Annotated in this window: 27 protein-coding genes and 1 pseudogene; 6 read left to right on the top strand and 22 right to left on the bottom strand. The window is 44.1% G+C overall.

The annotated features are described in order from the left end of the window. Positions 1–47: 47 nt before the first annotated feature. From BW944_RS13625 to BW944_RS13615, 3 genes are read right to left on the bottom strand one after another with little or no spacing between them, the layout of a single operon-like run. Entirely contained in the window at positions 48–971 is a 924-nt protein-coding gene (locus BW944_RS13625; RefSeq protein WP_076560605.1) for a glycosyl hydrolase family 28-related protein, read from the bottom strand. A gap of 19 nt (positions 972–990) precedes the next feature. Then, positions 991–2232, bottom strand: a complete 1242-nt coding sequence (locus BW944_RS13620) for a glycosyltransferase family 4 protein (RefSeq protein ID WP_076560603.1) — start codon at positions 2230–2232, stop codon at positions 991–993. Between the two features lie 45 nt (positions 2233–2277). Continuing rightward, positions 2278–4125 (bottom strand): nucleoside-diphosphate sugar epimerase/dehydratase, encoded by a 1848-nt coding sequence (locus BW944_RS13615; RefSeq protein ID WP_076560601.1) that lies wholly within the window; start codon positions 4123–4125, stop codon positions 2278–2280. Between the two features lie 265 nt (positions 4126–4390). Here BW944_RS13615 and BW944_RS13610 point away from each other — a divergent pair, with 265 nt between their 5' ends. Next, positions 4391–5335: an LCP family glycopolymer transferase gene (locus BW944_RS13610; RefSeq protein WP_076560599.1), complete on the top strand. Its 945-nt coding sequence runs from the start codon at positions 4391–4393 to the stop codon at positions 5333–5335. Between the two features lie 129 nt (positions 5336–5464). Here BW944_RS13610 and BW944_RS13605 read toward each other — a convergent pair whose 3' ends face one another. Genes BW944_RS13605 through BW944_RS13595 form a run of 3 tightly spaced genes read right to left on the bottom strand, consistent with a single transcriptional unit; the run spans position 5465 to position 7888 of the window. Beyond that, a complete protein-coding gene (locus tag BW944_RS13605; RefSeq protein WP_076560597.1) occupies positions 5465–6133 on the bottom strand; it encodes an acetyltransferase in 669 nt (222 codons plus the stop codon). Positions 6134–6164: 31 nt separating this feature from the next. Beyond that, the gene (locus BW944_RS13600; RefSeq protein ID WP_076560595.1) at positions 6165–6776 is read right to left on the bottom strand and encodes a sugar transferase; all 612 of its coding nucleotides are present in this window, start codon (positions 6774–6776) and stop codon (positions 6165–6167) included. Then, positions 6773–7888 carry a DegT/DnrJ/EryC1/StrS family aminotransferase gene (locus tag BW944_RS13595; RefSeq protein ID WP_076560623.1) on the bottom strand — a complete coding sequence of 372 codons (1116 nt, stop codon included), beginning with the start codon at positions 7886–7888 and terminating at the stop codon, positions 6773–6775. The genes BW944_RS13600 and BW944_RS13595 overlap by 4 nt, the downstream gene beginning before the upstream one ends. 850 nt (positions 7889–8738) lie before the next feature. Here BW944_RS13595 and BW944_RS13590 point away from each other — a divergent pair. Then, positions 8739–9194 carry a DinB family protein gene (locus tag BW944_RS13590; protein ID WP_076560594.1) on the top strand — a complete coding sequence of 152 codons (456 nt, stop codon included), beginning with the start codon at positions 8739–8741 and terminating at the stop codon, positions 9192–9194. Positions 9195–9366: 172 nt separating this feature from the next. On the opposite strand, the gene BW944_RS13585 is transcribed toward BW944_RS13590, so the two are convergent. The 3 genes from BW944_RS13585 to BW944_RS13575 all read right to left on the bottom strand — a co-directional run bounded on the left by BW944_RS13585 (position 9367) and on the right by BW944_RS13575 (position 11013). Next, on the bottom strand, positions 9367–10086 hold the full coding sequence (locus BW944_RS13585; RefSeq protein ID WP_076560592.1) for an ATP-binding protein: 720 nt from the start codon (positions 10084–10086) through the stop codon (positions 9367–9369). 286 nt (positions 10087–10372) lie between these two features. Continuing rightward, a complete protein-coding gene (locus BW944_RS13580; RefSeq protein ID WP_076560591.1) occupies positions 10373–10765 on the bottom strand; it encodes a type II toxin-antitoxin system death-on-curing family toxin in 393 nt (130 codons plus the stop codon). Beyond that, positions 10762–11013, bottom strand: coding sequence for an AbrB/MazE/SpoVT family DNA-binding domain-containing protein (locus BW944_RS13575; RefSeq protein ID WP_143525719.1), 252 nt, complete (start codon positions 11011–11013; stop codon positions 10762–10764). The genes BW944_RS13580 and BW944_RS13575 overlap by 4 nt, the downstream gene beginning before the upstream one ends. A gap of 341 nt (positions 11014–11354) precedes the next feature. Here BW944_RS13575 and BW944_RS13570 point away from each other — a divergent pair, with 341 nt between their 5' ends. After that, positions 11355–12494: a hypothetical protein gene (locus BW944_RS13570; protein ID WP_076560587.1), complete on the top strand. Its 1140-nt coding sequence runs from the start codon at positions 11355–11357 to the stop codon at positions 12492–12494. A gap of 67 nt (positions 12495–12561) precedes the next feature. On the opposite strand, the gene BW944_RS15300 is transcribed toward BW944_RS13570, so the two are convergent. The 3 genes from BW944_RS15300 to BW944_RS15290 are packed head-to-tail and all read right to left on the bottom strand — an operon-like array spanning position 12562 to position 14302. After that, entirely contained in the window at positions 12562–13713 is a 1152-nt protein-coding gene (locus tag BW944_RS15300; RefSeq protein WP_234983187.1) for an ATP-binding protein, read from the bottom strand. An 11-nt stretch (positions 13714–13724) separates the two neighbouring features. Continuing rightward, positions 13725–14168, bottom strand: a complete 444-nt coding sequence (locus BW944_RS15295) for a hypothetical protein (RefSeq protein WP_234983186.1) — start codon at positions 14166–14168, stop codon at positions 13725–13727. Then, positions 14138–14302: an AlbA family DNA-binding domain-containing protein gene (locus BW944_RS15290; RefSeq protein ID WP_234983188.1), complete on the bottom strand. Its 165-nt coding sequence runs from the start codon at positions 14300–14302 to the stop codon at positions 14138–14140. The genes BW944_RS15295 and BW944_RS15290 overlap by 31 nt, the downstream gene beginning before the upstream one ends. A gap of 264 nt (positions 14303–14566) precedes the next feature. On the opposite strand from BW944_RS15290, the gene BW944_RS15370 reads away from it, so the two are divergent. Together BW944_RS15370 and BW944_RS13560 are read left to right on the top strand one after the other, a co-directional pair. After that, positions 14567–14695 (top strand): hypothetical protein, encoded by a 129-nt coding sequence (locus BW944_RS15370; RefSeq protein ID WP_268794114.1) that lies wholly within the window; start codon positions 14567–14569, stop codon positions 14693–14695. Further along, positions 14692–15291, top strand: a pseudogene (locus tag BW944_RS13560) (short chain dehydrogenase). Before BW944_RS15370 ends, BW944_RS13560 begins: the two are co-directional and overlap by 4 nt. Positions 15292–15337: 46 nt before the next feature. Here the strand turns inward: BW944_RS13560 and BW944_RS13555 are convergent. From BW944_RS13555 to BW944_RS13530, 6 genes are all read right to left on the bottom strand, one after another. Then, positions 15338–15886: a Rossmann-fold NAD(P)-binding domain-containing protein gene (locus tag BW944_RS13555; protein WP_076560585.1), complete on the bottom strand. Its 549-nt coding sequence runs from the start codon at positions 15884–15886 to the stop codon at positions 15338–15340. Between the two features lie 99 nt (positions 15887–15985). After that, on the bottom strand, positions 15986–16447 hold the full coding sequence (locus BW944_RS13550) for a hypothetical protein (protein WP_076560584.1): 462 nt from the start codon (positions 16445–16447) through the stop codon (positions 15986–15988). 159 nt (positions 16448–16606) lie between these two features. Then, positions 16607–18223 (bottom strand): beta-N-acetylhexosaminidase, encoded by a 1617-nt coding sequence (gene nagZ / locus BW944_RS13545; RefSeq protein ID WP_076560582.1) that lies wholly within the window; start codon positions 18221–18223, stop codon positions 16607–16609. Between the two features lie 605 nt (positions 18224–18828). Next, a complete protein-coding gene (locus tag BW944_RS13540) occupies positions 18829–19410 on the bottom strand; it encodes a hypothetical protein (RefSeq protein ID WP_084193761.1) in 582 nt (193 codons plus the stop codon). A 530-nt stretch (positions 19411–19940) separates the two neighbouring features. After that, a complete protein-coding gene (locus BW944_RS13535; RefSeq protein ID WP_076560580.1) occupies positions 19941–20405 on the bottom strand; it encodes a hypothetical protein in 465 nt (154 codons plus the stop codon). 175 nt (positions 20406–20580) lie between these two features. Continuing rightward, positions 20581–21258, bottom strand: a complete 678-nt coding sequence (locus BW944_RS13530; protein WP_084193760.1) for a DNA alkylation repair protein — start codon at positions 21256–21258, stop codon at positions 20581–20583. Between the two features lie 561 nt (positions 21259–21819). Here BW944_RS13530 and BW944_RS13525 point away from each other — a divergent pair. Continuing rightward, positions 21820–23013, top strand: coding sequence for a S8 family peptidase (locus BW944_RS13525; protein ID WP_076560579.1), 1194 nt, complete (start codon positions 21820–21822; stop codon positions 23011–23013). 97 nt (positions 23014–23110) lie between these two features. Here BW944_RS13525 and BW944_RS15095 read toward each other — a convergent pair whose 3' ends face one another. The 4 genes from BW944_RS15095 to BW944_RS13510 all read right to left on the bottom strand — a co-directional run. Beyond that, entirely contained in the window at positions 23111–23269 is a 159-nt protein-coding gene (locus BW944_RS15095) for a hypothetical protein (protein ID WP_159438271.1), read from the bottom strand. Further along, positions 23266–24552: a helix-turn-helix transcriptional regulator gene (locus tag BW944_RS13520; protein ID WP_076560578.1), complete on the bottom strand. Its 1287-nt coding sequence runs from the start codon at positions 24550–24552 to the stop codon at positions 23266–23268. The genes BW944_RS15095 and BW944_RS13520 overlap by 4 nt, the downstream gene beginning before the upstream one ends. Before the next feature lie 397 nt (positions 24553–24949). Further along, complete coding sequence (locus tag BW944_RS13515; RefSeq protein WP_076560577.1) at positions 24950–25240, bottom strand: NUMOD4 domain-containing protein; 291 nt, start codon at positions 25238–25240, stop codon at positions 24950–24952. A gap of 409 nt (positions 25241–25649) precedes the next feature. Beyond that, positions 25650–26330 (bottom strand): IS3 family transposase (locus tag BW944_RS13510; RefSeq protein WP_076560576.1); only part of this gene is annotated, 681 nt, incomplete at its 5' end.

Raw genomic sequence — 26330 nt, 5'->3', positions numbered from 1 at the left:
CATTTCTCTATTCATCCTTATCATAGTTATAGGGAATGTCAGGTCTTTCACCAATCATTGGTGCTCCCTGAATCTTCGATATACGAAGACGTCAGATTTGAAATCAGCCGATTCCTTTGGGACTTCTCGGAAAACACTACCGCCGGAACAACATCCTCATATTCTTCGAAATCCCATATCAAACCTTCTATCCGGTTATCTGAACCGGAGACACGAATACCAAGCCTCGTAGCATCCGACAATTGAACCTGAAGGTTAGAAAACTGGTTACCCGAAACTTCATTTGGTACCGTGATATGGCTTTTCATATCGATACATACTACACAGTCTTCCAGGATAAGATTGATGAACCTGTTCCCGTTTACGAAGCTGGGCTCTTCTCCTTCCGGTTCTGAAGCTTCCATCCCTATCCCAGTTTCAAATCCTACTATTGTAACGTTTTCGAATTGAACAAAGCTTATAAATTCATCACTTCCATCAGCTACGAGCGAAATGCCAGTACCCTGATTGGTTCCAGAGGTATTAATTATCGTCACATCGTCCAACCCTGTCCGGTCCCAGCTCCAAAATTGATGTTTACCGTCAAGGAAGACGACAGGTTGAGTAAATTCTTTAGCTTCGACCATAATGAGAGCATTTCGGATGAAGGCATCTTTCTGCATTTCGATCACCGTGAAATTTCCTCTTACAATCAGACTGGACTGGGAATCGAATGATAACGTAACCCCTTCCTTCAAAACTATGCCTTTCTCAAGAACATAAGCCCCTGTCAAAACAACTTCCCCCAGCCTTTCTTCCGAACTCGCATCTATCGCCCTCTGGATAGCTTCGGAATCGTCTTGTTCATCTTTTCCGTCAGCCCCAAACTGTTCCACAGTTACTTCTCGGCTTATCGTTTCTTCACCGGTAAGGTAATAAATAGATAACCCGTTTAAAAAAAGAATCACCAGGAACACCACTCCCACCTTCACTATAGAAGCCCCTCCAATCCTATAACACCCGACTTTCCGCTTCTACAGTTTCAGGCAGAAGGTTCTCTATTACCCTTACGATCTCGGGATACGTATGACGTCGATCAAAATTCGTCTCGGCGAACTTCCGGTTATTGGCTCCCATTTCCTTGCGGAGGTCAGGGTCACTGCATAAAATCTCCATTTTCACCGCCACGTCTTTCGACTCTCCCGGGATACAATTGAAACCGATCCGTAAGTCATCGACATAGGTCCTATATTCTTCATTTTCCTGAGTGTTTACGACCGGTAGCCCTGCAGCTGCATAGTCACCCACTTTATTTATGATGCTCTGAGCCGCACCTTTCCTAATCGGATTGACAGCGATATCACACTGGGAGAGTCTTTTCACCATCGCTTCATAAGGGAGCATGCCGGTGAATTCATAAGAGATACCCGAGCGCTGGGCGTACTGTGCGAAAGCTTCCCTTTTCGGTCCTTCGCCCATGACTACAAAATGGATGTCTGTTCTTCCTTCTCTTTTCAGGAGGGCTATGGCATCAGTGATGAGGTTGATATCATAACTGCTGCCAAGTGTACCGATATAAGCTACTTTGATTCCTGACTTTTCATCAGATAACAATTCAGCTTTCTCCACCAGTGAATCGAAATGATTCAGATCTGTACCGAGAAATACGCTGGACCGCCCGACGTTTTTCCGATTAACTGAATAGGCACGATCAACGTATGTCCTAGAAACTCCTACAATTGCATCTACCTGTCCGAAAATCTTGTTAGCAGCACGTTCAAAAGGTCTATAGAGAATATTACTCAGGAAAGGGGGATTGAAAACCATTCGGAAAGCTTCCGGCCAAAGATCCTGAATATCAATCACGAAGGGGATACGATTTCTTTTCGCAAATTCAGCCATTTTTTTTCCGATGGTGATCGGAGGGAAGGGACAATAAATCAGATCAGGCAGTTTCCTTCTTTCTACATAATTCATGATGTTCAAAGCGATGATCCTATGACTGTACAGCCTTTTGAAACTTACATTTTCAGGGTATCCAGGTTCATTGATCAATGTCGTTTTATACGAAACATTCTTCACATCATCGCCAGTGAATGGCCTTTGACTTTTCGTCTTGTGATTAAAGGTGGAAGTGACGATTTCCACTTCAAACCCTTCTGCTGCAAGCATATCAGCCAGATACGTATAACGGTTGTTGCCACTTTCTCCCGGAAACTGACAGTAGTTCGTCACAATCAGCACATCTTTCATAAGAACACCCCTCTTCACTGATATAGTATCTATTCGTTCGTCCATCTACCTTGCAACGAGACTGACCCGGGAGTTGGCGTTAGCCAGAGTCAGTGCCTGTTCTTTCACTTCATCCGGCGAGAGATAAGGTACCTGTTCGATGAATGCAAGAACTGCCTCCCGGTTAAAAGAAACCGTCTTACCTACAAGAATCTTAGGGAACACCGGGTCCTCGAAGACTTCATCTTCAGCGAGAAGTTCTTCAAAAAGCTTCTCCCCTGGACGCATGCCCGTAAATTCAATCGGTATTTCTTCCTTCGTAAATCCTGATAAATGAATAAGGTTTCGAGCCAAATCCACGATTCTCACCGGTTCTCCCATATCGAGAACGAAAATTTCACCGCCATTTGCGAGTGTACCTGCCTGTAAAACGAGCCGGGACGCTTCCGGGATCGTCATGAAATATCTCGTCATCTCGGGGTGAGTGACAGTAACAGGTCCTCCTCTTTCTATTTGCTGTTTGAAAAGGGGAATGACCGACCCCCGACTTCCAAGAACATTCCCGAACCTTACTGCTACGAACTTGGTACTGCTTTTTGTGCTCATCATTTGAATCACCATTTCGGCAAGACGTTTGGTGGCTCCCATTACATTTGGTGGGTTCACAGCTTTATCTGTGGAAACGAGCACAAACGTTTGAACACTCTCATTATCAGCGGCTTCCGCCACATTTTTCGTGCCTATTACGTTATTTTTCACAGCCTCTTTAGGGTTATTTTCCATCAGTGGCACATGCTTATGAGCTGCAGCATGATAAACGAGAGACGGAGAGTAAGTGGCCATAACCCTAAATATTCTATCCCTATCCTGTACGTTGGCAATCACCGGTATCAGTTCTGTCGCTGTCCCCCATCCGTTCAGCTCCATACGAATGGAATAGATGCTGTTTTCCCCGTGACCTAAGAGTATGAGTTTAGCGGGAGTGAAACGGAGTAACTGACGACAAATTTCGGACCCGATCGATCCTCCTGCCCCAGTAACAAGAACCGTCTTTCCCCTGATTTCCGAATCGATTGAATCAATATCCAGGGTTACCGGGTCCCTCCCGAGCAGATCTTCAATTTGAACGTCGCGGACATGATTCACGGAAACATTCCCAAGAGCCAAGTCCTCAATCATAGGAAGAGTTTGTACATGGTATACAACACCTTTAGCCTTTGTAATAATTCCCCTTACTCTTTCCCTTTGTACAGAAGGCATTGCAATCACGATATGATTCACTTTATGTTTCAGAACGATTTCGCCTATAGAGTCCGTCCCTCCCAGCACAGGGTATCCGCTGATATTCAGGTGATGGAGATCTTTGTCATCGTCAGCAAAACCGACAATCAACGTACGTCTATATTTAGAAGTCTTAATTTGTCGCGCCAGCATTCGTCCTGCAGCTCCCGCCCCTATAATCAGAGTCCTCTTTTCGATTCCTCTTTCAGAGACCTCCATTTTCCGGGATACAGGAAATATGGAAAAACCATAAGACTTATAGTACCTCCACCCTAAGCGTGTCCCGTTCACCCCAAGAATGTTGAATAACCAAACCACCAGAAGTTCATCCCCATACATTTTTCCCGGAAGTAGTGCCAGTACCAGAATGGTCAAGCTAACTGATAATGTGACTACGTAGATGATCCCTACCAATTCCTCAATACTGGCGTACCTCCATTTTTTCTTGTACATACCGAACATTCCCGAAAGCATATGATGAGCGCAAAGAAGAAGGATTGAGATGGTAGCGATTCCCAAACCGGAAACTGAGGACGGATCCAATAGGAAGAAGGAAAAGTGAACCGATGACAGAACAATGATCGAATCGATGAGTGCCAGCAACAGTACTCTTACTTTACGGAAGGTTGTCATACGTCACCCTGCTTTCTGTTTTAATCTTATAAACTTATCTGAGGCCGTAATTATTTTGTTCTATATAAAGAACTATAAGTCATTTATTACGGTCTGTCAACAGCATAACGAACAATTACATTAAAAATTTCTTAATAAAGAACACGGTTAAGAGTATTTTTACTCGCTTCCTTCATTAGAAATATAATTTATTGCTATGGAGACCCCTGGTGTTCTTTATTTAATTCATATATAATTATTAAAAAGAACAGTGGAGTGATAAATTATGAAAAAGAAATTCAGGAGCTCCTTCAAACAAGGGAAATGGTGGAAAATTCCTCTTTTATTGATTCTTCTTCTTTCCTTCGGAACAAGCTTGTATTTTTTCCTTATTTATCAGGAGGTCAAAGGCACGGTAAATGAGAGGATGCAGGAAGATATTCCTGCCATCGAACATTCCGTCACCAAAAAGAAACTGGATCGTAAAGCACCATTGAATGTTCTGCTGATGGGGGTAGACAAAAGGAGCAATGACAGAGGACGTTCGGATGCTATTATGGTATTGACACTGGAGCCCTCCAATGACCGTAGCCAGCTTATCAGTATTCCCCGCGATACGAGAACGACGCTCGTCGGCGAGGGAGAGAAAAATGGAGTGGTCGATAAAATCAATCATGCCTATGCCTTCGGAGGGCCTGGGATGACAGTAAGTACTGTGGAACATCTACTTGAAATAGAGGTGGATTATTATGTAAAAATAAATATGGAAGGTCTGGTACAAATGGTGGATACAGTCGGAGGAATAACCGTTTATAATTCGATGGAGTGGACCGGGGAGAACGGTTTTCATTACAGACCGGGAGAACTGGCTCTAAACGGAGAAGAAGCTCTTCAGTTCGTCCGGATGCGTTATGAAGATCCGGAAGGGGACGCAGGTAGAAATAATCGCCAACGCGAAGTAATCCAGGGTATTCTTGATGAAGGTGCTAAGATTTCGTCCATCAATAAAGCAGAGGAGATCATAGGGGTACTCGGGGACAATGTAACGATGAATATGGATTTTGCCACAGTACAGGAGTTACTGATGCATTACCGAAATACTCGTAATAATATGACCACCTATCAAATGGAAGGGACAGGCACCATGATAAATGGCATCTATTACTTACAGATGTCGGACGAAGAAATTCAACAGGTACACGAACGAATTACAGCATACAATCCAAAGTAAATTGAAAATTCGGAATCATTTGTACAATAAGTTCTATCTACTGCTCCTCTCAGATTCGGTGTTCGCTACATGTGAGACATGACAAAAGCCCGCGTAACCTGCCGCGGGCTTTTATACGATATACATTATTCATAATTTATCGCCGAGGTCCACTATGCTCGAATCCCGGATTCGTTTTGCGGGCACTCCCGCGTATACACCATTTTCTTCCACGTTCCAGACTACTACTGCTCCTGCTCCTATCACCGCATTATCCTGTATCGTCTTCCCCTGGATAATAGAAGCACCGGTACCTATCATAGAATTTTTCCCTACCATTACATTCCCCGACAGATTAACTCCAGGCATAACCGTTACAAACTCACTCAATGTCACATCATGACCCAGCGTACTGCCGATGTTGATGTGACACTGATCACCTATTACACAATCTGGATTTATGATGACTCGCGCACCGATTACAATACCTTCCCCGAGCGAAGCATACTTACTTAGAGTCGCTTCCGGATGAATCAGGTTCACCCAATTCACTTTCGGCAACTTATTACAAATATCCTCTCTGTAAGTCCCGTCCGCTATAGCAATGATTGCATGTATATCATCTTCCTCAGAAAGACGGGAGAGATATTTCGTAGAGCCGACCACCGTATACCCTAGAACCCTCTTTCCAAGAAGAGAGTGGTTATCGTCAATGAGGCCCTGAAATGCATAGGTTTCTTCCTGTTCGTTGATTCTTTCCACCATTTCTATAACCTGTTTGCTGAAACCCCCGCTCCCGATTATAAAAAGTTTTTTCATGAGGCGCCTCCTTTGGCTGCAACTTCGTATTCTATCCGTTTCCCCTGAATTTCTCCATCGTCACGTCCCCGCTGCTATTGACCCCTTCCCGTTTCGCCACCTTAAGTACAGTCAGAAGAATCAGTTTACAATCCATCATGAACGAAACGTTCTCGGCATACTCCACGTCCTTCTTGAATTTCTCGTCCCAACTGATCGCATTCCTCCCACTTACCTGAGCCAGTCCTGACAGCCCCGGCCGTACGCTATGCCGCTTCCTCTGCTTGTCATTATATAAATCCAGATATTCAATAAGCAGAGGGCGCGGCCCAATAATACTCATATCCCCTTTCAATATATTGAAAAGCTCGGGTAATTCATCGACGCTCGTAGCACGAAGGGTTTTACCGAACGAATCCAGGCGTTCTTTATCTGAAAGCAGTTTTCCTTGTTCATCTTTCTTATCCTTCATCGTTCTGAATTTATACATTGTAAATATTTTTTCATTAAGACCGGGCCTTTTCTGCCTGAAAAATACAGGGCTCCCGAGCTTCTTTTTTACGAGGAGACTCACTACCAGCAATACCGGGCTCAAAAAGATGATAGCAAACAGGGAAAGAATCACATCCATCGCCCTCTTGAAGTATTTTCTATACAGCATCATATCTTCCACAACCCCTTGATGATCATCACTACTCTCCCCAGATCTTCATCCGTCATTTTCGTATCAGATGGTAGACAGACACCGGTTTCGAATAATTTATCCGCGACTCTTCCCCCTATAAAATCATAGCTCTCAAAAAACGGTTGTCTGTGCATCGGTTTCCATAATGGTCTTGCTTCGATATTTTCTGCTTCGAGTGCTCCTATGATCTCAGTCGGCTTCACCCTGCCTGTCAGAGTCATCGAACTCAACCAGAAATTAGGTTCAGTCCACTCATTCTCCGGCATAAACCCGACCCCCTCCAGGTCGCCAAGCTCGTTTTTATAGAAATCGAATATATACTTTTTCTTTTTGACTCTCTGATTCAGAACCTTCAACTGACCTCTGCCGATCCCAGCGAGGACATTACTCATCCGATAATTGAATCCGAGTTCACTGTGCTGATAATGTCTGGCCGGATCTCTGCTCTGAGTAGACCAGAACCTGACTTTCTCTATTCTTTCTGGGTTATCGGAGACAAGCATTCCTCCCCCGGACGTAGTTATGATTTTGTTACCATTGAATGAAAAAACTCCGTAATCACCGAAAGTACCTGAATGTTTCCCCTTATAATAAGTACCCAACGACTCAGCAGCGTCTTCGATCACTACTGCTTCATGACGTCTGCAAATAGCCATGATCTCATCCATGTCAGCAGAGAGTCCATAAAGATGAACGACAAGTACAGCCTTCACTTCCGGGTATTTCCGGAATCCTTCTTCGAGCGCCTCCGGGCTTATATTCCATGTTTGTTCGTCGCTATCTATGAATACAGGAACAGCATTTTGATAGATGATCGGATTAGCTGTAGCAGAGAACGTAAGGGAAGGACAGAAAACGATATCTCCTTCCCCGACCCCTGCAGCTTTAAGAGCCAGATGAATGGAAGCAGTCCCGGAAGAAAGAGCTACAGCAGCTTCGGCTCCGACTTCGAACGCCAATTCTTTTTCAAATTCATCGATGTTTTCTCCAATTGGCGCTACCCAGTTCGTCTCAAAAGCTTTCTCCACAAATTCTTTTTCATACCCCTCCTCGCTCATGTGAGGAGATGATAAAAATATTCTTTCATTCACTTTTTCTTTATTCATCTACATCATCCTCTCCTGTTACAACTACATTTTACCATAACCTTCCGATTATAATGCAGAAAATTCTGATATAAGAAGAATATATATGATTGGTGTGCTTCCTTCCATTCCATTACCCTAAAGATTTATAAGGGTTTCTAATGGATGTGGAAAAAATAACATACTTAATTTATATGCTCGGTGACTAATCCAGGAATAATTCGCTCAAAAGTTTGATGAAGCTTCCAAACTACCGCGAAAACCCTCGAATAAAAAAACTCCCGCCATAAAAGTAGGTATCTCTACAAAGAATATTATTGAGCTGTATAACCACTATCAACCGTAAGACTGTTCCCTGTCATGAAGGAAGAATCCTCCGAAAGCTTCTCATAATTGATATGTGTGCTCTTCCACGTTAGAGATACCATTGATAAGAGAGTAACATAATCATGAAAAACATTCTTTTTATCCATTCTGTTTATACTGGTTGCTGGGCATTCTGCGCTCATGCTTAGTGTGCAAATGATCTGAATATACGTAAAAGACACTCGGTGAAAAATCGAAACTTCCGTTATCGTTTTAAATGGATCTGTGATATACTGGATCTTGCGATGAGCTGTTTTGCATAAGACGAGATTGACGCGCCTTTTAGGCAATGCACTATGTGGAGTGCTGTCTCTCGCCGCAAATATTCGGAAGGCGTCCTTTAGAGGGCGTCTTTTTTATGAGAAAAATCAAAACGGAATGCAACAAATCTCCATAACTACTTCACTTCCCTATCTGATTCAATTAATTTCCTGAAACTTCTTATCCTATACTGTTAGTCACATGTTCACTTCAACGAGGAGGAGAAATAATGAATAGAAAAAAAGAAGAAATCCTATCCCATTGTGCACAATCTCTAAACCAGGTACATAGTTTAGAAAACTTGACTGAAGAACAATGGAGAACCCCGATCGCCGAGGGTAAATGGACGATAGCAGAAGTGGTCGGCCACCTTATCCCCTGGGACAAATATTTCATTGGACGGATACCGAAAATCATCAACGAAGAGGACGAGCTTCCTTACTTTGCGATCGAGGAGGTTAACGGAGAGGCTTCTGTTCATAGTAAAAATAGCAGCAAGGAAAAAATCATCCACGAATTCCTGGATGTCCGGAAACTGCTTATTGCACAGATAAGCGATCTGGATGATAAGTTGTGGGAAAGAGAATTCCATGTCGGAGATGAGACCTTCTCCCTCTATGAGGATCTGTCACGTTTAGTTAAGCACGACGAAGACCACTTCGCTCAAATAGACCGGGTGCTGTAGGCCGGCACATTTCAGAACGCAGAGATTCTCTGCGTTTTTTCTATTTAAAAGCTATTGCGTTGGGTTCAGGGTCCCGGATTTTGTCTGAATGCAACGCAAAATATTTTATGCCGTATTCAGCTGATTCCCCACTCACGCTGCCTCCCCCTTAGCTTCAAGTGGTTTCAGACAACTAGGAAGAAGTGAAATATCGCTGATTCGGACTCGTCGGTTTCTCCGGGATAGTCAGCTGCAAATCTCCACTCTTTACCAGAGGAGCTATGACTTTTTCTCTTACATACCTATTACTCGTCACTCCGAGATGACTCTGGATTTCTTTTCTCGATCTTGCCACCTTACAGAATTCAAGCACTCTTTCTATATGACCACCAGCTTCACCACCTGGAGATTTTATTGGAATTATCGTTTCGAATATATCACCTTCAGTAAATACAGGATCTTCTCCACTGTAGATTCTACAGTATTTATATGTGTTCCTTATACCCGAACCCAGTTCATCGACTCGACCAATTTCTTTGAAAAACTTTGCCAGAGTGGGGTTCTTAGGAAAAGGAGAAAAATTCCTCGGATCAATCGTTCCATTTCCATGGGGCTTATTGCTGTTTTCTATAAGAACGCGATGTTTCTCTATAACCACCTTGGCTGGGAAAGGGTTAAGGAATTCCCGGTGAACGAGGATGTTCGAGACCACTTCCCTGAAAATCGCATCTCTCAGACTTAGGCGATGGCTATTTTCGACATGGAAAGAGTCGTTCAAATGCTTCCTGATCAAATTCATCAAACGATCGTAACTGTCTATTAATTTCGTTCTAATTAGTTTCCACGCCCTCTCCTCTCCCTTTCTGAACTGTACCAAACGAAACGCTGAAACGACGCAGTCCTGGATACCCAAATATGTATCCTTTCGACCTCCGGATCCGTATGCTGACAGTTGTCATTAAAGCGCATAAATTCTATTCGCTTTTTTATTTGAAAGTATATGCGTTGGGTTCAGGGAACCGAATTTATCCTGAACGTGGTATAAAATGAATTTATGACGTGTTCAGCCCTCTACTCAGCTTCTGAACACAGCAATTCTCAAATATATGAGGTGCTCAGCCCCGGATCAGCTCGCTCAACACAACAAAAATCTCTGCAAACAAAAAAGCCGCTCCTATAATTGATAAGGAAGCGACTGATCAGACTTTATATAGGGAATGCTCTTGGATCACATCAGTGATTTCACGAAAAGTATAGTGATGAGTCACTACGTCCACGACAAAATCTTCAGCCGTTTTTTGTTCCATGACGAAGTGATAACCGTTGTAGGAAAGAAATTGCAGTAAGGCGACAAAAGCCGTCCGTTTATTCCCGTTTTGAAAGCAATGATTCTTGGCGATGGACTCGAATAATGCTGCCCCCTTTTCATACACATCCTGATACGCTTCTTCACCGAACGCACTCTGTTTCGACCGCTCCACAGCAGAATTCATCAAAGATGCATCCTTGATTCCTTTCTGTTCCCCGGGAGAATAGCGATCGATCAGAAAATAATTGATCGCTATAACCTCCTGTTCCGTCAGATACCTCATCGTTCCTTCAATCCTTTAAGGGTTTCATCATACGAAGACACCGTTTCATTCAACACATCGAAGAAATCTTCGGAAACCCCTTCAGGCAGTGAGACTTTCCGGCTTTTCCTGATCTGTATCACTCCGTCCACGATTTCCAGGTTTATATCATCCCCGGTTTTCAGACCGGCTTCCGCCAGCAAATCATTGGGGATGGTGACACCGGAAGAATTCCCGATTTTCGTGATTTTACGATCTTTTCCGCTCATGCTATTCACCTTCCATGTATAATTGTTATAATAATTATACTGTTTATTCTATATTCCAGCAAGTTACTAACTCCTATGTTTTAGGTTCTGTTATCGTTTGTTGTAGAAATTCGTCTCTTCAGGTGGAAGCTTGCCGCGGGCATGGCGGAAACTTCCCGAACCTCCCTCCGGTCGTCCCGGGTGATTTTTCTTCCTTGCGAGTCCCGCAGGCGTACCCACCTCCCGTTCCGATTATCAACCATAGGCTTTAACAAAGCTATGTTGTAAAACAGACTATGTACACCCCGCTCAAAAAGAGCTACACTTAATCCACCACCCGATTCCGAAAGGAGACCTCCCCGATGAACGAAAACGAACAACAAGTTCTGGAACTATTCAAAGAAACCCAGACCGCCTACGACAAACATATGGACAAAATCACGCACCTGTGGCAAGAGTTCTGTGAACGGAAACAACCGGACATCAAAGAAACGGCGCCCTTCTCCGCTGCACTTGAATATCTTGCTTCCCGTACGTTTTACGGACCGAAGCTCACCCAGAAAAAAGCGGCCGAAAGCTACCAGACGTCCCCGACGAAAGTGTCCAAACATTACCATTTGATCATCGACACAGTCTCGGACCTAGCTCTCTCCTACCAGGATGCTATGATGCGTCAGATTTTCGATAACCCTGCACCTTTGCCCCCGAGCTCCGATGAATTGGTCAGGAAACTTCTGGAAACACCTACGTATCCCGGCAACTACGAACAAGAGATGTCGCAATCGGATTGGCACAAATACCTGGATCTCACCACAGAAATATACATGGTGCCCCCTTCTGAGAAAATCAGGATGGCACTTGAAATCTATGATGTTCATCCGTATGACCCGGATCTATACATCATCGCTTCCGACTACGTAAACTTTAACCATTCGAAGAAACGAATCCTCACCAAAGCTATCATCAACGGGGAAAATGCCATCGATCCGGAGACGATGAAAGAACTGATGGGAGAACTGTGGATGGAAGTCGACGCACGTCCGTATATGCGAGCCAAAGCCGCCTATGCCGGACATCTGGAGGACGAGTATGACCTGGACGGAGCGATTCTTCACTACCGCGATCTGATTCGGTTGAATAAATATGACAATCAGGGCGTCCGCTACCGGCTGCTGCCTCTTTATATGAAACAGGGATACATCAACGAAGCACGCGCGCTTCTCAACGCGATGCCTACATTCGATTCGTCTCCGGCCTTTTATGAAGCGATTCTCTCTTTTCTCGAAAACGGAATGAGCAGGGAGACAAAGGCACTTCTTAAAAAAGCGGATAAGAAGAATCCTCACGTAAAAACATTCCTCAAGGATCCGCGCAGAAGACCGGCCCAGGCTCCCGCTTATTTCGCTCTCGGAGATGAAAATGAAGCGGAGATCATCGTCGCAGATACCGAATGGCTCTGGAACAAATGTGAAGAACTGAAAAAAGCTCTTATAGAACTATAAAAAACCCGCCAAATCGACGGGTTTCTTGATCGGAGATTGGTCTCTCAGAAATGTACTTGGATTTTTGTTACTGTTTACTAACGGTTTTATAAGCCTGGTGCACGTGGCTCGGTGTTTCCGGATAACGTAACGCTAACTTCCCATCTTGTACAAGAGGTTTGATATAACTCACACGAAGTCCATTTCTGCTTTTTCTATCTAGAAGGTCGGATAATTCTGTGATGGTTAAAAAACGATACTGACAAAGTTCTAAAATAATCGCTTTCATTTTTTCAGGATTGAGTCTTGATTTATCCCGGGCAGGAGAAGCTATTGCTAAGAGTTTATCGTACAAAGCTTCATCATTATCTAATTTTCCTTCATCATTATCTGAGTTATCGTTGTTACTAATTTGGAACTTATCAGATAATTCATACACCGTACCACGACCAGCCCCTTTTTGTATAAGTAATTCTTCTGAAACCAATAAGGATAGTTCGTCCCCTATAATTTTCGGACTTTTCCCGGTAACATTCTGTAACCTTTTATTACTGACTTTTCCTTCATCGTAAGCAGTGGCTAGAACGAGTAATTGATCAGGAGTTAATAGATGAAACTTTTCCTGGAGGTGATATTGTATCTTTTTTATAATATGTTCAGGCATCAGAGATACCGGTTCAAGAGTTAGCGTTGTACGTTCCGGTTGAACCTCTTCACGAATAGAAGGTCTTTTCCAATGCTTGGATTTCCACGTCATATAAATACTTTCAAGACCATATCCCGATCTCTCCCCTAGCCCGAGTTGAGAGAAAATTTTAAATATGGTGGGGTTGCGTGGGTCGCTATTTCCACCTTCCAATGCTTTATCAAGAGGCATGCGAAATACTCCCGGGTTCGAAAACACAAAGTTATTCTTCTCTTTCTCGATTACCACCCCTACACTTCCATAGTAGTTGGCATGGATAATTGTATTCAAAACCGCTTCTCTCAGTGCTTTACGCACAGGAGAGTCCGCTTTTCTCATAAGTGTTTCCGGATCTAAATGAAAAGGAACGTCTAATTCTGAAGTGATTCGCTCTATCACTTTAAAATAGAATTCAAACAAATTCCCTGACCATGTGCCATCTTGGGAAGTAATTCGATTCGACCATCTGTCCTCAGGCTCTGCGGATAACTTTTCGCGATAATCCAAGAAGTAGTGAGGAAAATGTTCGGTAATTGTATGTTCTTTACCGAACACGAGAAGTCCTGCTATGGTAAGACCTTCTTCTCCCGATTTCCGGATTTCCGATCTGTCTTCCATCCGCCGATACGTTTCAAAAACTCCTCATCACCTATTTCATTCCATTGGCTGTCAGGTTTAGCGTTGGCAAAACGCTTTCGATACCTCTTGAAAGAATCAATATCCAAATCGTCCCACCCAAACCCTCCCAAAAGCTGAGCATCTAAAGAGTCCGATGATTGTTCAGCAATCATTCTTCGCACCTCTTCTCGGGAGCAACGATAATCTCCTTCAAAATTTCTTCTGTATGTTCCAACATAGGGGTTCTGTCCAACGTAAACCGGTCGTTCTTTCCTGGAAGCACGCGGAACATTTATTTGAAGAATGTTTTTTCCCTGGACTTCAAGTGGAATTACATCATCATTATCCAAGATATTCATACTTATTTTTTGAGGGTATTGATCTGATTCCAAAAATTCTTCTGCAAGTTTTCAATATCAACACTTTGCACTTTAAATGTATCATCTTTTTCTTCTACACCCAGTAAGATAATCCCACCATTCGTATTAGCAAAAAAAGAATACGTCTCCCATATCGCGTTCGGCACACCTTTTTTTGTCAATTTACATTCAAGTTCCGCATTTTCACCTAGATCAAGCAATTCAGGTATATTTATTCTTCTCACCCTTTATACAGCAAAATCATTTATTTCTTCCTCTTCCACTTATTTTATCATGATTGAACCTGTTTCATACACTTCTGAACTTAGAACTATCCAGGGAGCTCATCCAGGTTTTCTGAGATAATAGTTAAACAGACTATATATATTTCCCACATAAATAATTAAAACGCAACAAGAAGGGGGTAAGTAATGTTGAAAACCATGCAGCACCTTCTTACGGAGAAGAACAGACTGCAAGAAGTTTTCCATCTTTTTGTACCAAGTGGACTCGCCAATGAAAGTGAGATAAGATTAGGAAAAACAGGAGGCGTTGTATGAAAATCCTATTAATTGGCGGCACCGGAACAATCGGCACAGCTGTCGCGGAGAAATTGGAGGAGGAGCATGAAGTCATCATCGCCAGCCGAACCAGCGGGGATTATCAAGTGGACATATCATCCGTAGAAAATATCGAGCAGATGTACAAAGACATCGAGAATATCGATGCTGTAATCAGTACACAAGGAGCCTCGCATTTCGGGAATTTGAGGAATCTTACGCCGGAACTGAACGACGTGGCGATCAACAGTAAATTGAAAGCCCAGGTGAATCTGGTGCTGATCGGCCAGCACTACGTGAATGATGGAGGCAGCTTCACATTGACTTCCGGCATCATGATGGATGACCCGATTCGAAAGGGGAGTACAGCGGCTATGGCGAACGGGGCGATAGCAAGCTTCACAAAATCAGCAGCGATTGAGCTGGAACGGAATATCCGGATAAACAATGTAAGTCCAAGCGTGCTGGAAGAATCATGGGATAAATAAGGCCAATTTTTCAAAGGGTTCGATCCGGTGTCCGCTGATCGGGTCGCAAACGCATTCGTGAAAAGTGTCGAGGGGGCGCAGGCAGGCCAAGTTTATAAAGTGTACTGAAAACCGGGACCCTCATGAGGACCCGGCCATCTTTTCATACAATTCCTTACTGTCGTTTCTCCCATGGTTCTAACCTTCCGACCGTGATTTCCTCGTCATTTCCAGTGATCGCCTGAATGACACCTCCTGAAATCTCTTCGTGCGTCAACCATCTCCAGCCGGACTCGCTCAGGATGAATCCGAGCCGCACTTCTTTGACGGAGCAATTGTCCGGACCTTGCTGCTCTCTACCGGTAATATCCGATACCTTACTACTCCCTTTCACTACAATTAAGGTCCACTGGTGATCAGGCTGTAATTTGCGGATCGTATCTTTGATTTCTGAAATCGCGTGAGGGGAGGTAGAATGGATCCACGCTACGACCATATCGATGGAACCATATTTTTCATACGCATGGGTGACCTGTTCTTTCACTTCGTTGATATTATTGTAGTCTAAGGTCTCAGGTACTACTCCGTGAGTATTCGCCAAGCGCTCCAGTTTCCTTGTGTCTCTTCCGTATATAACGGCAGTAGTGGAATGAGTTGCAATCCATTCCGTTGCTTCAGCCAGCATACCAGTCCCGCCAAAAATCAAAACATTTCCGAGGTCCATGTAGACTCTTCACTCCTTATCACAAAGATTCGTAGATCGAAGCCTTACTTTTCAACCATCTTACCATCCATTATATCAATATTTCACCCAGGAGCGGTATCAAATCAAAGGGAGCAGCCGAACACTTCCGTCCTTCTCATCATACTCCATCATCTCCACGTCTTCCGGAATCAAATGTCCATACCTTCGTATGTAATATTCCCCGAGGGTTTCCCCTCTTCTTTCACTGTAGTCCCTCAGTAAGAAGAATACTTTCCGGTAGTCCTCAGGCGTCAGCAGAAAATAATACATCGCTTCGTTCCACACCGTCACTTTCGCGCTCGGCACATTTCCGCCGGAGGTCCACTTATGCGATTTGCACTCGACGATCAGTTTTTCCCCGTCCACCGTGCTTCCGAGATCGAATACGTGATGCTTCTTCCGTTCGCCTACTCCGACGGGCAAGCTGACCTCTTTCCCGATACGGACGTGCTGTTCTTCGAAATATTTCAGTGCTGCTTCCTCGAAGTCTCTGCCTACGTGAGCATTACTGATCGCATCGTCTCTTTGAAAATTATTCATCTCTCCACTCCTCCTGTCACTATTAGTATGCTGGAATAATGCTGATTCTCCGTGGCTCTCATCAACACCATACTTTCATCGAGCTATAAAAAAAGAGTCTCTCCGGTGAAATACCGGAGAGAACCTAAGTCCGATGTTCCGCCTCACCCGGATTGGAACTCAGGCGCCGAGGTGCGCTCTTTTCAGACTGATGATCCGTTGCACGCTTTCATTTATGCTTCTCTCAGAGATTTCTCCATCTTCAACAGCTGCTTTGATCGCTTCGATGACGTCGATGACATTCTGATTTCCATGAGCGACTAAAACGATGTCACTGCCGGCTTCCACGGATTTCACAGCGGCTTCTCCCATTCCATAGTTATCGGCGATGGCGCCCATAGTCATATCATCGGTTATGACGACTCCATTAAAATCAAGCTGGTTCCGTAAGAGCTCGGTGATCACTGTTTCGGACATGGAAGCAGGGTAGTCAGCATCCAGTTCCGATAATAGAATGTGGGCGATCATCACCACGTTCGCGCCTTCATCAATGGCCTTTTTAAAAGGAATCAGTTCCAGCTGTTCCAATTGATTAAGACTTTTCGTCACCCTGGGCAGTTCCAGATGCGAATCTACAGATGTATCTCCATGTCCCGGGAAATGCTTGATTACCGGGATGATATTTTCAGACTGGATCCCTTTCATCGTTTGAATCCCCATCCGGCTTACGATATCTGCATTGTCCCCATAAGAGCGGTCGCCGATGACAGGATTATCAGGGTTGCTGTTGATATCCAGGACAGGAGCATAATCGAGATTGAAGCCCATCGAATTCAATTGCTGTCCCAACGTCTGTCCAATGGAATAAGCATAGTCTGGATCATTCGTCTCTCCAATCGCTTTATTTGAAGGCGTCGTATTCACGCCCGGCAATCGTGCCACACGTCCACCTTCCTGATCGACGCTTATGAAGAGGGGAAGCTTATTCCCCTGGTTGGCCGCTTTCACCTCATTCACAAAATTGATGGACTGTTGCCGGGTCTCCAGGTTGTCACCATAAAAGATGAACCCACCGACATGATAATCAGTCATCAACCTTTCATCAGGTGTGGTCAAAGATGTGCCGTCCAGCCCGGCGATGACCATCTGGCCGATTTTTTCATTTAACGTCATATCGCTCACACTAACGCGTTCAGGAACGAACTGCTCGGGGTTGAGTACTCGCGCAAGAAAGGCAGCAAATTGCTGGCGATTCAATTCCTCACTCGGACGAAAGGTCGCGTCCGGGTAACCCATCGCTACACCCATGGCACTAAGAGTCGCAATAGATTCATACGCATTCATGTTCGGCCCTACATCCGTGAAGAATTCGGAACCTTCCACCGCCCCCGGTACAAATGCACGATCGAGGAGAATGGCCATCTCCGCACGTGTCACCACGTTCCCCGGTCGAAAAGTACCGTCCGGATAACCGTTGATGATCCCTTCCGACGTAAGCTTGGCGATATAGCCGCTCGCTTCGCCGTCTGCATCCGGAAATTCAGTTTGTGGTTGTGTGCCATCGTAACCCAGCGCTCTGCCAATCATGATGGCCGCCTGCGCCCGCGTGACTTCTCCTCCCGGTTGGAACGTTCCGTCTGGAAACCCGAAAATGATAGAGTCATTGGTTAAGTATGTGATTTCATCATAGAAGCGGTCCCCTTGTTTCACATCAGGAAACTCTGCCGCAAAAGAAACCGAAGTGAAGATTCCGCTCATCAGCAACATAGCCGCTACAGCCATCAATATTTTCTTCATCTTATAGCCCCCTTGTTCCTTCAATAGTAAGTAAGCGGTTACAATAATGTCAACTGATTGAAATCTGGTTGTAAGACTACCTGTAAAAGAAAATCTGCGCTTCAACGCTGATGTTTTCGTTGCGTTTAGGAGGCCGGACTTCACTTGAACGTAACGAAAGCTACTATTCATTGAATTCAACCTTCCACCCGGTTTCTGAACCTAACAAATAAATAGAATCGTGTTGTTCAGTCCTGAAAAAGCTCGCTGAACCCCACGAAAACCTGAATCACTAGCAGTTTCTAACCACTCCCGGATACTCTTGTCATTAAATGCCGATATCTCTGCTACATAGCTAATGAATAGCTTGATCCTTCTAGGCCAATAAAAACTCCTTACTTTTTTGAAAAGTAAGGATGTTTTTATTCCGCACTATTGAGTTGATGTTCTTCGATTAGATAGTTTTGCCGACCTTGTCTTGTGTTTTTTTAGTACTTCAATTTTTCTCTTCGTCACGGCATCTTTCCTTCTAGAAGAATGGCTCGGATACACATAAACCCCATCCTTCACCTTACCTTCTAACCGGCGTGCCTTTTCTAAGTCTAAGGGTCTGGTCCTCAAGGTTATCACTCCTTAAAGTAATTCGCTACCAAGTCTCTCGCGGCCTCGGTTTCAATAACCATCTGCCTTCGACGCCTATCTAATACTACAGCCCCAAGTGTTTCTTCATAATGTGGTATAAGATCTGTCTTGGCCGTGAATGTAACATACCCATCTTCACCTATATCAAAGCTCTCTTTGCAAGCAATCGCAAAAAGATGAGGCCCTACACCGCTAAACTCTTTATATATTACATTATGCGGAGCGCTTTCTGCCAGATGAATTTCAACGTATCCTTCCTTTGGTTCATAAGCTAAAATTCCTTGGATTCGCTCATCTCCTCTGATTAATAATTTACTTATTTTACAGTTCGGATAATCAACGTTTTTATAATAAATACTCCAATCAAAGTCATTCCAACCATGTTTGGGTCCTACTTCTTCAACTTCACTCAAACTCATGGCTTTTACTTCAGTCGGGTATTCTTCCCCTGTGCGGTTATAAACCAAGCAGTCCGTCCACCGGTCCATGTGAATGTAAATTGGTCTGGAAAGGATTGGGTTAGGGGCAGATATAAGTCGATATGGATAGTCCCCACACTTGTCCATTTCCTTCCCCCTAACATAACTGTATATTTCTATTATAACACACCGTCGGTACCGTCAATAAGTTTGTGTAAAACAGTAGGGTGACCCTCGGAGGAGGGTTAGATATCCTCCGAGGTTTCTTTTTCACTTTCAGATCCATAACGCTCTTCAAGCATGGCATGCAGTTCAGAACTTGCTTCATTAAAGCCACGAAGTCTGTGTGTTGGACCACTTGGTGTTACAGTCGTCTAAAACCATTTAGAAAGGGACATGACTATTTCTTCTGTCAATGGCACACTCTTCATTTTAAAGACCATCCTCATTAAATTAACGTATTCTCAGAATTCCTTTATTATTTACAGAAACGCAAGGTAATCAACGAATTTTCCATTCGAAAATGAAGCGTTTTATAAAAACTGGATAGAACACTACATATCGATTCCTAGGTAATTCCCACGAAATGATTGTGAATTCTAGGATTACACCTTGGATATCCTCTTTCCTCTCGGCATATTTATACAATTTTTCATTATTCGATCTAGCCGTGGGGGTTAGAAGAGAAAACCAAAATCAACTGGAAGAATAACTTCCACATCCCTGTTTTCCTTCACCCAGAATTGTACGATGTCTAATTCTTTTATCGATGATTCTATAGCTTTAACTCTTTTTCTAATGCGAGGAATGTCCGGGTTAGCCATCACCATAATATTTGATGGGTTTGATTCTTCTCTTAACTCCATCAGTTTGCATACTTGCATATAAGTATGGGTTTTTATTTGCCCTCCATCAAAAACTGTTTCTCCCTCATGATCATTTGCCTGTGATCCTTTTGATTCTACAAGCACGTTCCAATCTTCTTTCTCACCTTGCACGTCAACTCCTGTTTGTTTGCCGGTCAGGAAGCTGACGTTTTCAAATCCATTCCTCTTCAGATACTCGGCAACTATCTCATTTACAGTATCTTCATCCATAACGAATGGATCCTTAGTTAACTGCTTAGAATTCATTATCGGCATTCCCTACACTCCCTTGATTTAGCGATTTCATCCATTGAACGCTACGCGAAATGCTATTCATTGTATTCATTTGTCCATCCGGCTTCCGCACCCAACGAAAAATAAGAATCGTTGAATTCATCCCCCAGTAAAACTCTCTGGAAAACCCAAATCACTTTCAGATTACACTCTACTCTTACAGATGCTTGAGAGCTTCCCGTCTACTAAGCGGTTTCAGGTCATTATTAGCAACAAAAGATTTCACGTTCTCCGGACGGGTTTTTGCATATTGACGCAGTGCCCATCCTATCGCTTTTTGCACAAAAAATTCCTCGCTGATTTCCCGCCTCACGATATATCTGAACAGGCACTCTTCATCCGTCTCCTCTTTATAAAATAATTGATACAATATCGCCGATCGCTGTAACCAGATATTGGCGTCTTCAATCCATTTATCAGCATGGAGATCAATAAGTTCGCTATTCTTAGAAAATAGATACCCCACGATATGAGGAGAAAGGACATCCACCGTATCCCACCATGACTTCTTCACGATTAAACTCGATATCCATGGCATATCGTCGCCGGTCAGGTTCTTCTTTTCCTTGGTGAGTATATCAAGAGCTGCGTGCTGGTATTCTCTCTCTGGAAGATTCCAGAGCGTGAAGATGACGTCTTTCCTTTCATCTTGTTGAGGTAATCCATTTTCTTTTATGAATTGTTTAGTCAACTTTCTGCGGATAGGCGCACGAACACCTAAAAAATCGAATTGATTTCTCAAATAATTTTCAGACCAGGCGGCAAATTGAGAATCTGTGTGTTTTGAATAGACATTTTTAAGTTCTGTTACGTATGGATGTATCGGATCATTCATATTTCGCCCTACTCTCATTTAATCTTCTTGATTTTGCAAGCATCCTTCAATGCATTTTAACATAAAATTACAGTTGTAATGTTTGCATCAATACAAGCCCCCTGCTTAACAAAATGGTCCAGAGTTGCTATTACGTAGTGTCTGCCTTCGTAAGCTTTGCTGGTAGCATGTCGAGTCAAAACCCTAGTACTAGAGACTCTTTAAATACATTTATTCGGTGTTCAGAAGATAAAGTTTCGTCTGAGCACGGTACAAAATAATGGTATGATGTGCTCAGCCACCGATCCAGCTTCCGAACACCCCAATTCACAAATATATAAGGTGCTCACCCCAGGAAAGCTCGCTGAACACGGAACAACATTCCAAAAACCTTAAATGACTATCGCGACATTCCTGGACTTACCCCGCCATTCCAGCATTTCCAGCACATTGGGAAAACTGTTCAAAAAAATGCGTATCATTCCGCTTTTTTCCCCCATGTTTCCCAACCCCTGATATGCAGGTATTCCTCCCAAATTTCAGAATACATACAGTATATCTTTATAAAGGAGGAATCTTATTTTGAAATTCAAGAAACTTGCCACTCTGTCCCTAGCAGCCACGTTGACTATCGTTCCCGTTTCCAGCCAGGCCTTTGCGTCTTCCGTGAGTGATGACGCAAACAAGACAGAGGTTCAGCAGAAAGATACGGGTAAACCTCAAAAAGGTGAAATCGTCGTCACGCTGAAGCCCGGCAAAGCTTTATCAGAAAATGCCAAGAAGAGCATGGGAGCGAAAGTCGTCGATGATCATAGTGACGTCGTCGATACAAAACTGAAGGTGCTCGAAGTAGGAAACGTCGATGCCGTTCTGAAAGCACTGAACCGGAACCCGAACGTCGAATATGCAGAACGTAACTACACGTTCGAAGCGACTGCGACTCCGGACGATACGTATTACGGCTATCAATACGGACCGCAGAACACGAGCACTCCTTCCGCCTGGGACGTGACGACGGGCACCGATACTCAGGAGATTGCCGTCATTGATACGGGTGTCGATCATGACCATCCTGATCTCGATGATAAAACGCTTCTCGGCTACGACTTCGTCCAAAACGACAATAATCCCGATGACCGTAATGGACACGGGACGCACGTAGCAGGATCGGCTGCAGCCGAGACGGATAACGCCACCGGTGTCGCAGGGATGGCTCCTGATACGAACATTCTCGCCGTACGGGCCCTGGACGCGGATGGAAGCGGATCTCTGAACGACATCGCTGATGCAATCCGTTATTCTGCGGATACAGGGGCGGAAGTGATCAACCTGTCCCTTGGATGCGACTGTGACACGCAGACGCTTGAGGATGCTGTCGACTACGCCTGGAACCAAGGATCTGTCGTTATTGCCGCTGCCGGGAACGACGGCGTCTCCACCACGTTCGAACCGGCGTCTTATGACAATGCCATCGCCGTCGGTGCGGTCGATTCGAATAATAACATCGCTTCCTTTTCCAACTATGGGTCCTGGGTCGATGTGACAGCCCCAGGAGTTGATATCGTATCCACTGTACAGAATGGAAGCTACGCCAGTCTTTCCGGCACGTCCATGGCTTCCCCTCACGTAGCGGGACTTGCCGGACTGCTCGCGTCGCAGGGTCGGAGCAACTCAGAGATCCGTACGGCAATCGAGCAGACAGCGGAACCTATTTACGGTACAGGCTACTATTATGAACATGGACTGATCGATTCGTATGAAGCAGTCACTTATTAATAAATAGCATCAGCCCCTGGCACACCACAGTCGCCAGGGGCTTTTCTAATAAAAAAAGATGATACCTGCAGTACAGGTATCACCATCACACGATTGTTCAGGAAAATGTGACGTCCGGACGAGGGTGGTCCTCTCCGGCATAAAGCTGTACGTCTGGACGAGGATGGTCTTCCCCTGCCGTCCCTGCACCTGTACCGATTCCTGCGACTACGGTCAGCGAGAGAACTGTTACGGTTACGAGTAGAAACTTCTTCATAAAATAATTCCTCCTAAATGATGATTATGTTTAATAGTACGAAGGGATACTTCGTAATAGTGGTTCGCTTTTTTGTATTTGTATAGCTTCCCGAAATGCTTCCCTAAAATATAAGCATATTTTACGATCGATTCACTATGGTTCTTTTCCTTGAAATAGGGAAGGGCTTCTTCTTCGATGAAAGCTGCTGTATCCTCCCCGCGGGGGTGAGCGATCAGATACTGATAGATATGCAGGTGGTAATAGTACTCCCGGGGATAATCCTCGGGATACTGATCAAGAAGGCGGAATCCTTCCTCGATCCACTTCTTGCATTCGTCCGCATACCCGGCGTTGTAATTCTCGATGATGATGCAGTACATCGTGTTCAACGTATAGGTGACCTCTGTCGGCCTCTCTTTCTTATATTCAATGCTCGCAAGATAATAATTCATCGCCTTCTGATAATCATTCTGCAGGGAATAAAGGTAACCGAGATTATGGGTCACCAGCCCTTTGATGTATGTATTATCAAGCAGCCGGGCTAATTTATCCGCCAGCAAAAAGCTCTCCTCCGCTTTTTCATACTCGTGAATCCTTTCATAGGAAATCCCGAGGAGAAGATGGCATTCCGCCGCCCTTTCATATTGATACTTCGCATTATAATACTCCAGAGCTTTGATTACCGAAAAGATACAGTTCGTCGTTTTTCTCAGTCTGCTGTCGATCAGACCTTTGAAGTAACGAAAATCTGCCAGGTCCCACTCTTCGATCAGAAGGGCAGGGAGGGCTGCTTCCGCTTTTTCCACACTTTGCAGAGCCTTTTGGAAATCCTGGAGAATGTAGTGATAAAGAGCTTTGAAACGATGATAGTAGAAATAGTTGCGGACGGTGAGTGTATCTTCATACGCAACAATGTTTCCTATACTCTCTCCGGCCTGATCGATCTCGCCCCTCATAAGATAATACTTCACGGAGTAGATTTCAAAGCGGATATAAGGTTCCACCTCATTTCCTGAAATGACTCCGGAAAGCTCCTCGAACATCACGTTCATACGCTCCGTATCTTTCTCCACCATTCTTTTGTACCATTCTTCCAGGTACTCCAGCGTACTGGAATCAAGTTGCTTAGGAGCAGGGGTATCAAGTTTATCGAATAATAAGGAGATCACTTCCTGATCCGGGATGTTGGCGTTCTTTTCTATTTTGGACAGGTAAGAAACAGAAATGATTCCCTCAGCGAGTTCCGCTAATGTCATGTTCTTCTTCTTCCTTATGAAGCGAAGCCTGGTTCCGATTTCCATATCCCCCACCCCTATTCCAAATCATGAAAGCGTTATATTCATCTTAGCTTTTCCTAGTGGATTTTACAATAGTTGGATGGTATTCTCGACCAAATCTCTGGACCTCATCCGATTCCTGAACATAATGAATAGAAATAATCGTTATTCTTTCATTGCGAATGGCGGTGTTCAGCGTCGTAGTTGTTTACTGAGCACAGTATAAAATGATTTTATGACGTGTTCAGCCACCCGTCCCCCTTACGAACACCCCAATTCATAAAAATATAAGGTGCTCAAGCCCCGGAACAGTTCGCTGAACACTACAAAAACCCTGAGATCACCTTCAGTTTTCAGCCACACGAAAAGCACCCATCCAAAAGACAGATGCTTAAAACTTCTTTCCTTCCCTTTAATTTTTCTACTGTTTCAAAACCTCCCCCTTCAACCTCCTGCAGCCTTTTCCATATTTGACCTTCAATGCACCTTTAAATTCTGAATGAACTTTTTCAGGATATGCCTCTTTCCACAGGTCAAACACATTGCAATTTGTATGTCCTCCATTAGAATTGTGCAGTCTAACAATATGGAAACCGTATTCATCATTACATCTAGCCAGTGGACGATCTGCCCTTAAAGAAATGATTCTGCCTGATTCTGTTACTTCATAAAGACCTCCATAACCACTTATTGATCTGCTATTTTCCGCCATCAAAGAACCCTCCAATCTTCAAAACCGGGCCGCCTCCATGCCTTTTACGGGAATCTCTGTACGTGGACATGTGACGGACCATTTCAAATGCATGATTTTAATATCTATACATTCTCACATTGTGGAGTTTCCATGCTCCACCTTCCTTTTTCAAAGTTACGATGTCCCCGCCTCCAGTAGTTAAGCCCATTCTATAATAATACCTTTCTAAAGCTAGAGAAGGTATCTTTGAACCAAGTTTAGATAGTCACTTCAGCATAGAATGGCTGAATTCCATCCATACCATTTAAGAGGGAGTCGTGAGTATAAGCAATACCTTCTAAAATTTGCGGTACACCCAGGACAGGCGCATCACTCATGAATAGTACCTCCAGGCAATCAATGCTAATACTGGATTGTCAACACAAAACTAGACAGTTTTATTAAGGTGTTTCCGGCGATAAGCGGCCGGAGTAAGGTAGCCTAATGTCCCGTGAATGCGGATGTTATTGTACCAGTGGACATAATCGAATAAGGCCAGCTCTAACTCCTTAAGGTTCTCGAATGTTTCCCCATAGATGAATTCTGTTTTCAGTACCTTATATGTAGCTTCGGCAACGGCATTATCATAAGGGCATCCTTTTTCACTCAGGGAACGATCAATATCAAAGGTTTCAAGTAATTCTTCGATGGCCTGGTTTTTAAACTCGTTGCCTCTGTCGGTATGAAAGAGGTGAATGTCCCTCAAGTCTCCCTCGATGGAAGCGAACGCTTTCTGGACAAGAGCTGCATCTTTTTTAGCACCGGCACTGTAGCCGATGATTTCCCGGTTATACAAGTCGAGGATGGCACAGATGTAGTTCCATTTGGTGCCTACACGCACATACGTCAGGTCACTGACGACAACCCTGCGAGCCTGATTCTGGTCAAAGTGACGATTCAACGTGTTCCCCTGATCCGACTCGTTGCACGTGCTTTTCATCGGTTTGAACTGGGCGACGGTATACTTGGACACCAGCCCCTGCTCTTTCATGATGCGACCGATGCGACGACGAGAGACCTTGCGCCCTTCTGTTTGAAGCTCATGCTTGATTTTCCGGGTTCCGAAGTT

It is taken from the genome of Salimicrobium flavidum, from assembly GCF_900156645.1.
Classification (GTDB): Bacteria; Bacillota; Bacilli; order Bacillales; family Halobacillaceae; genus Salimicrobium; species Salimicrobium flavidum.
This window is presented reverse-complemented; position numbering and strand designations above follow the sequence as displayed.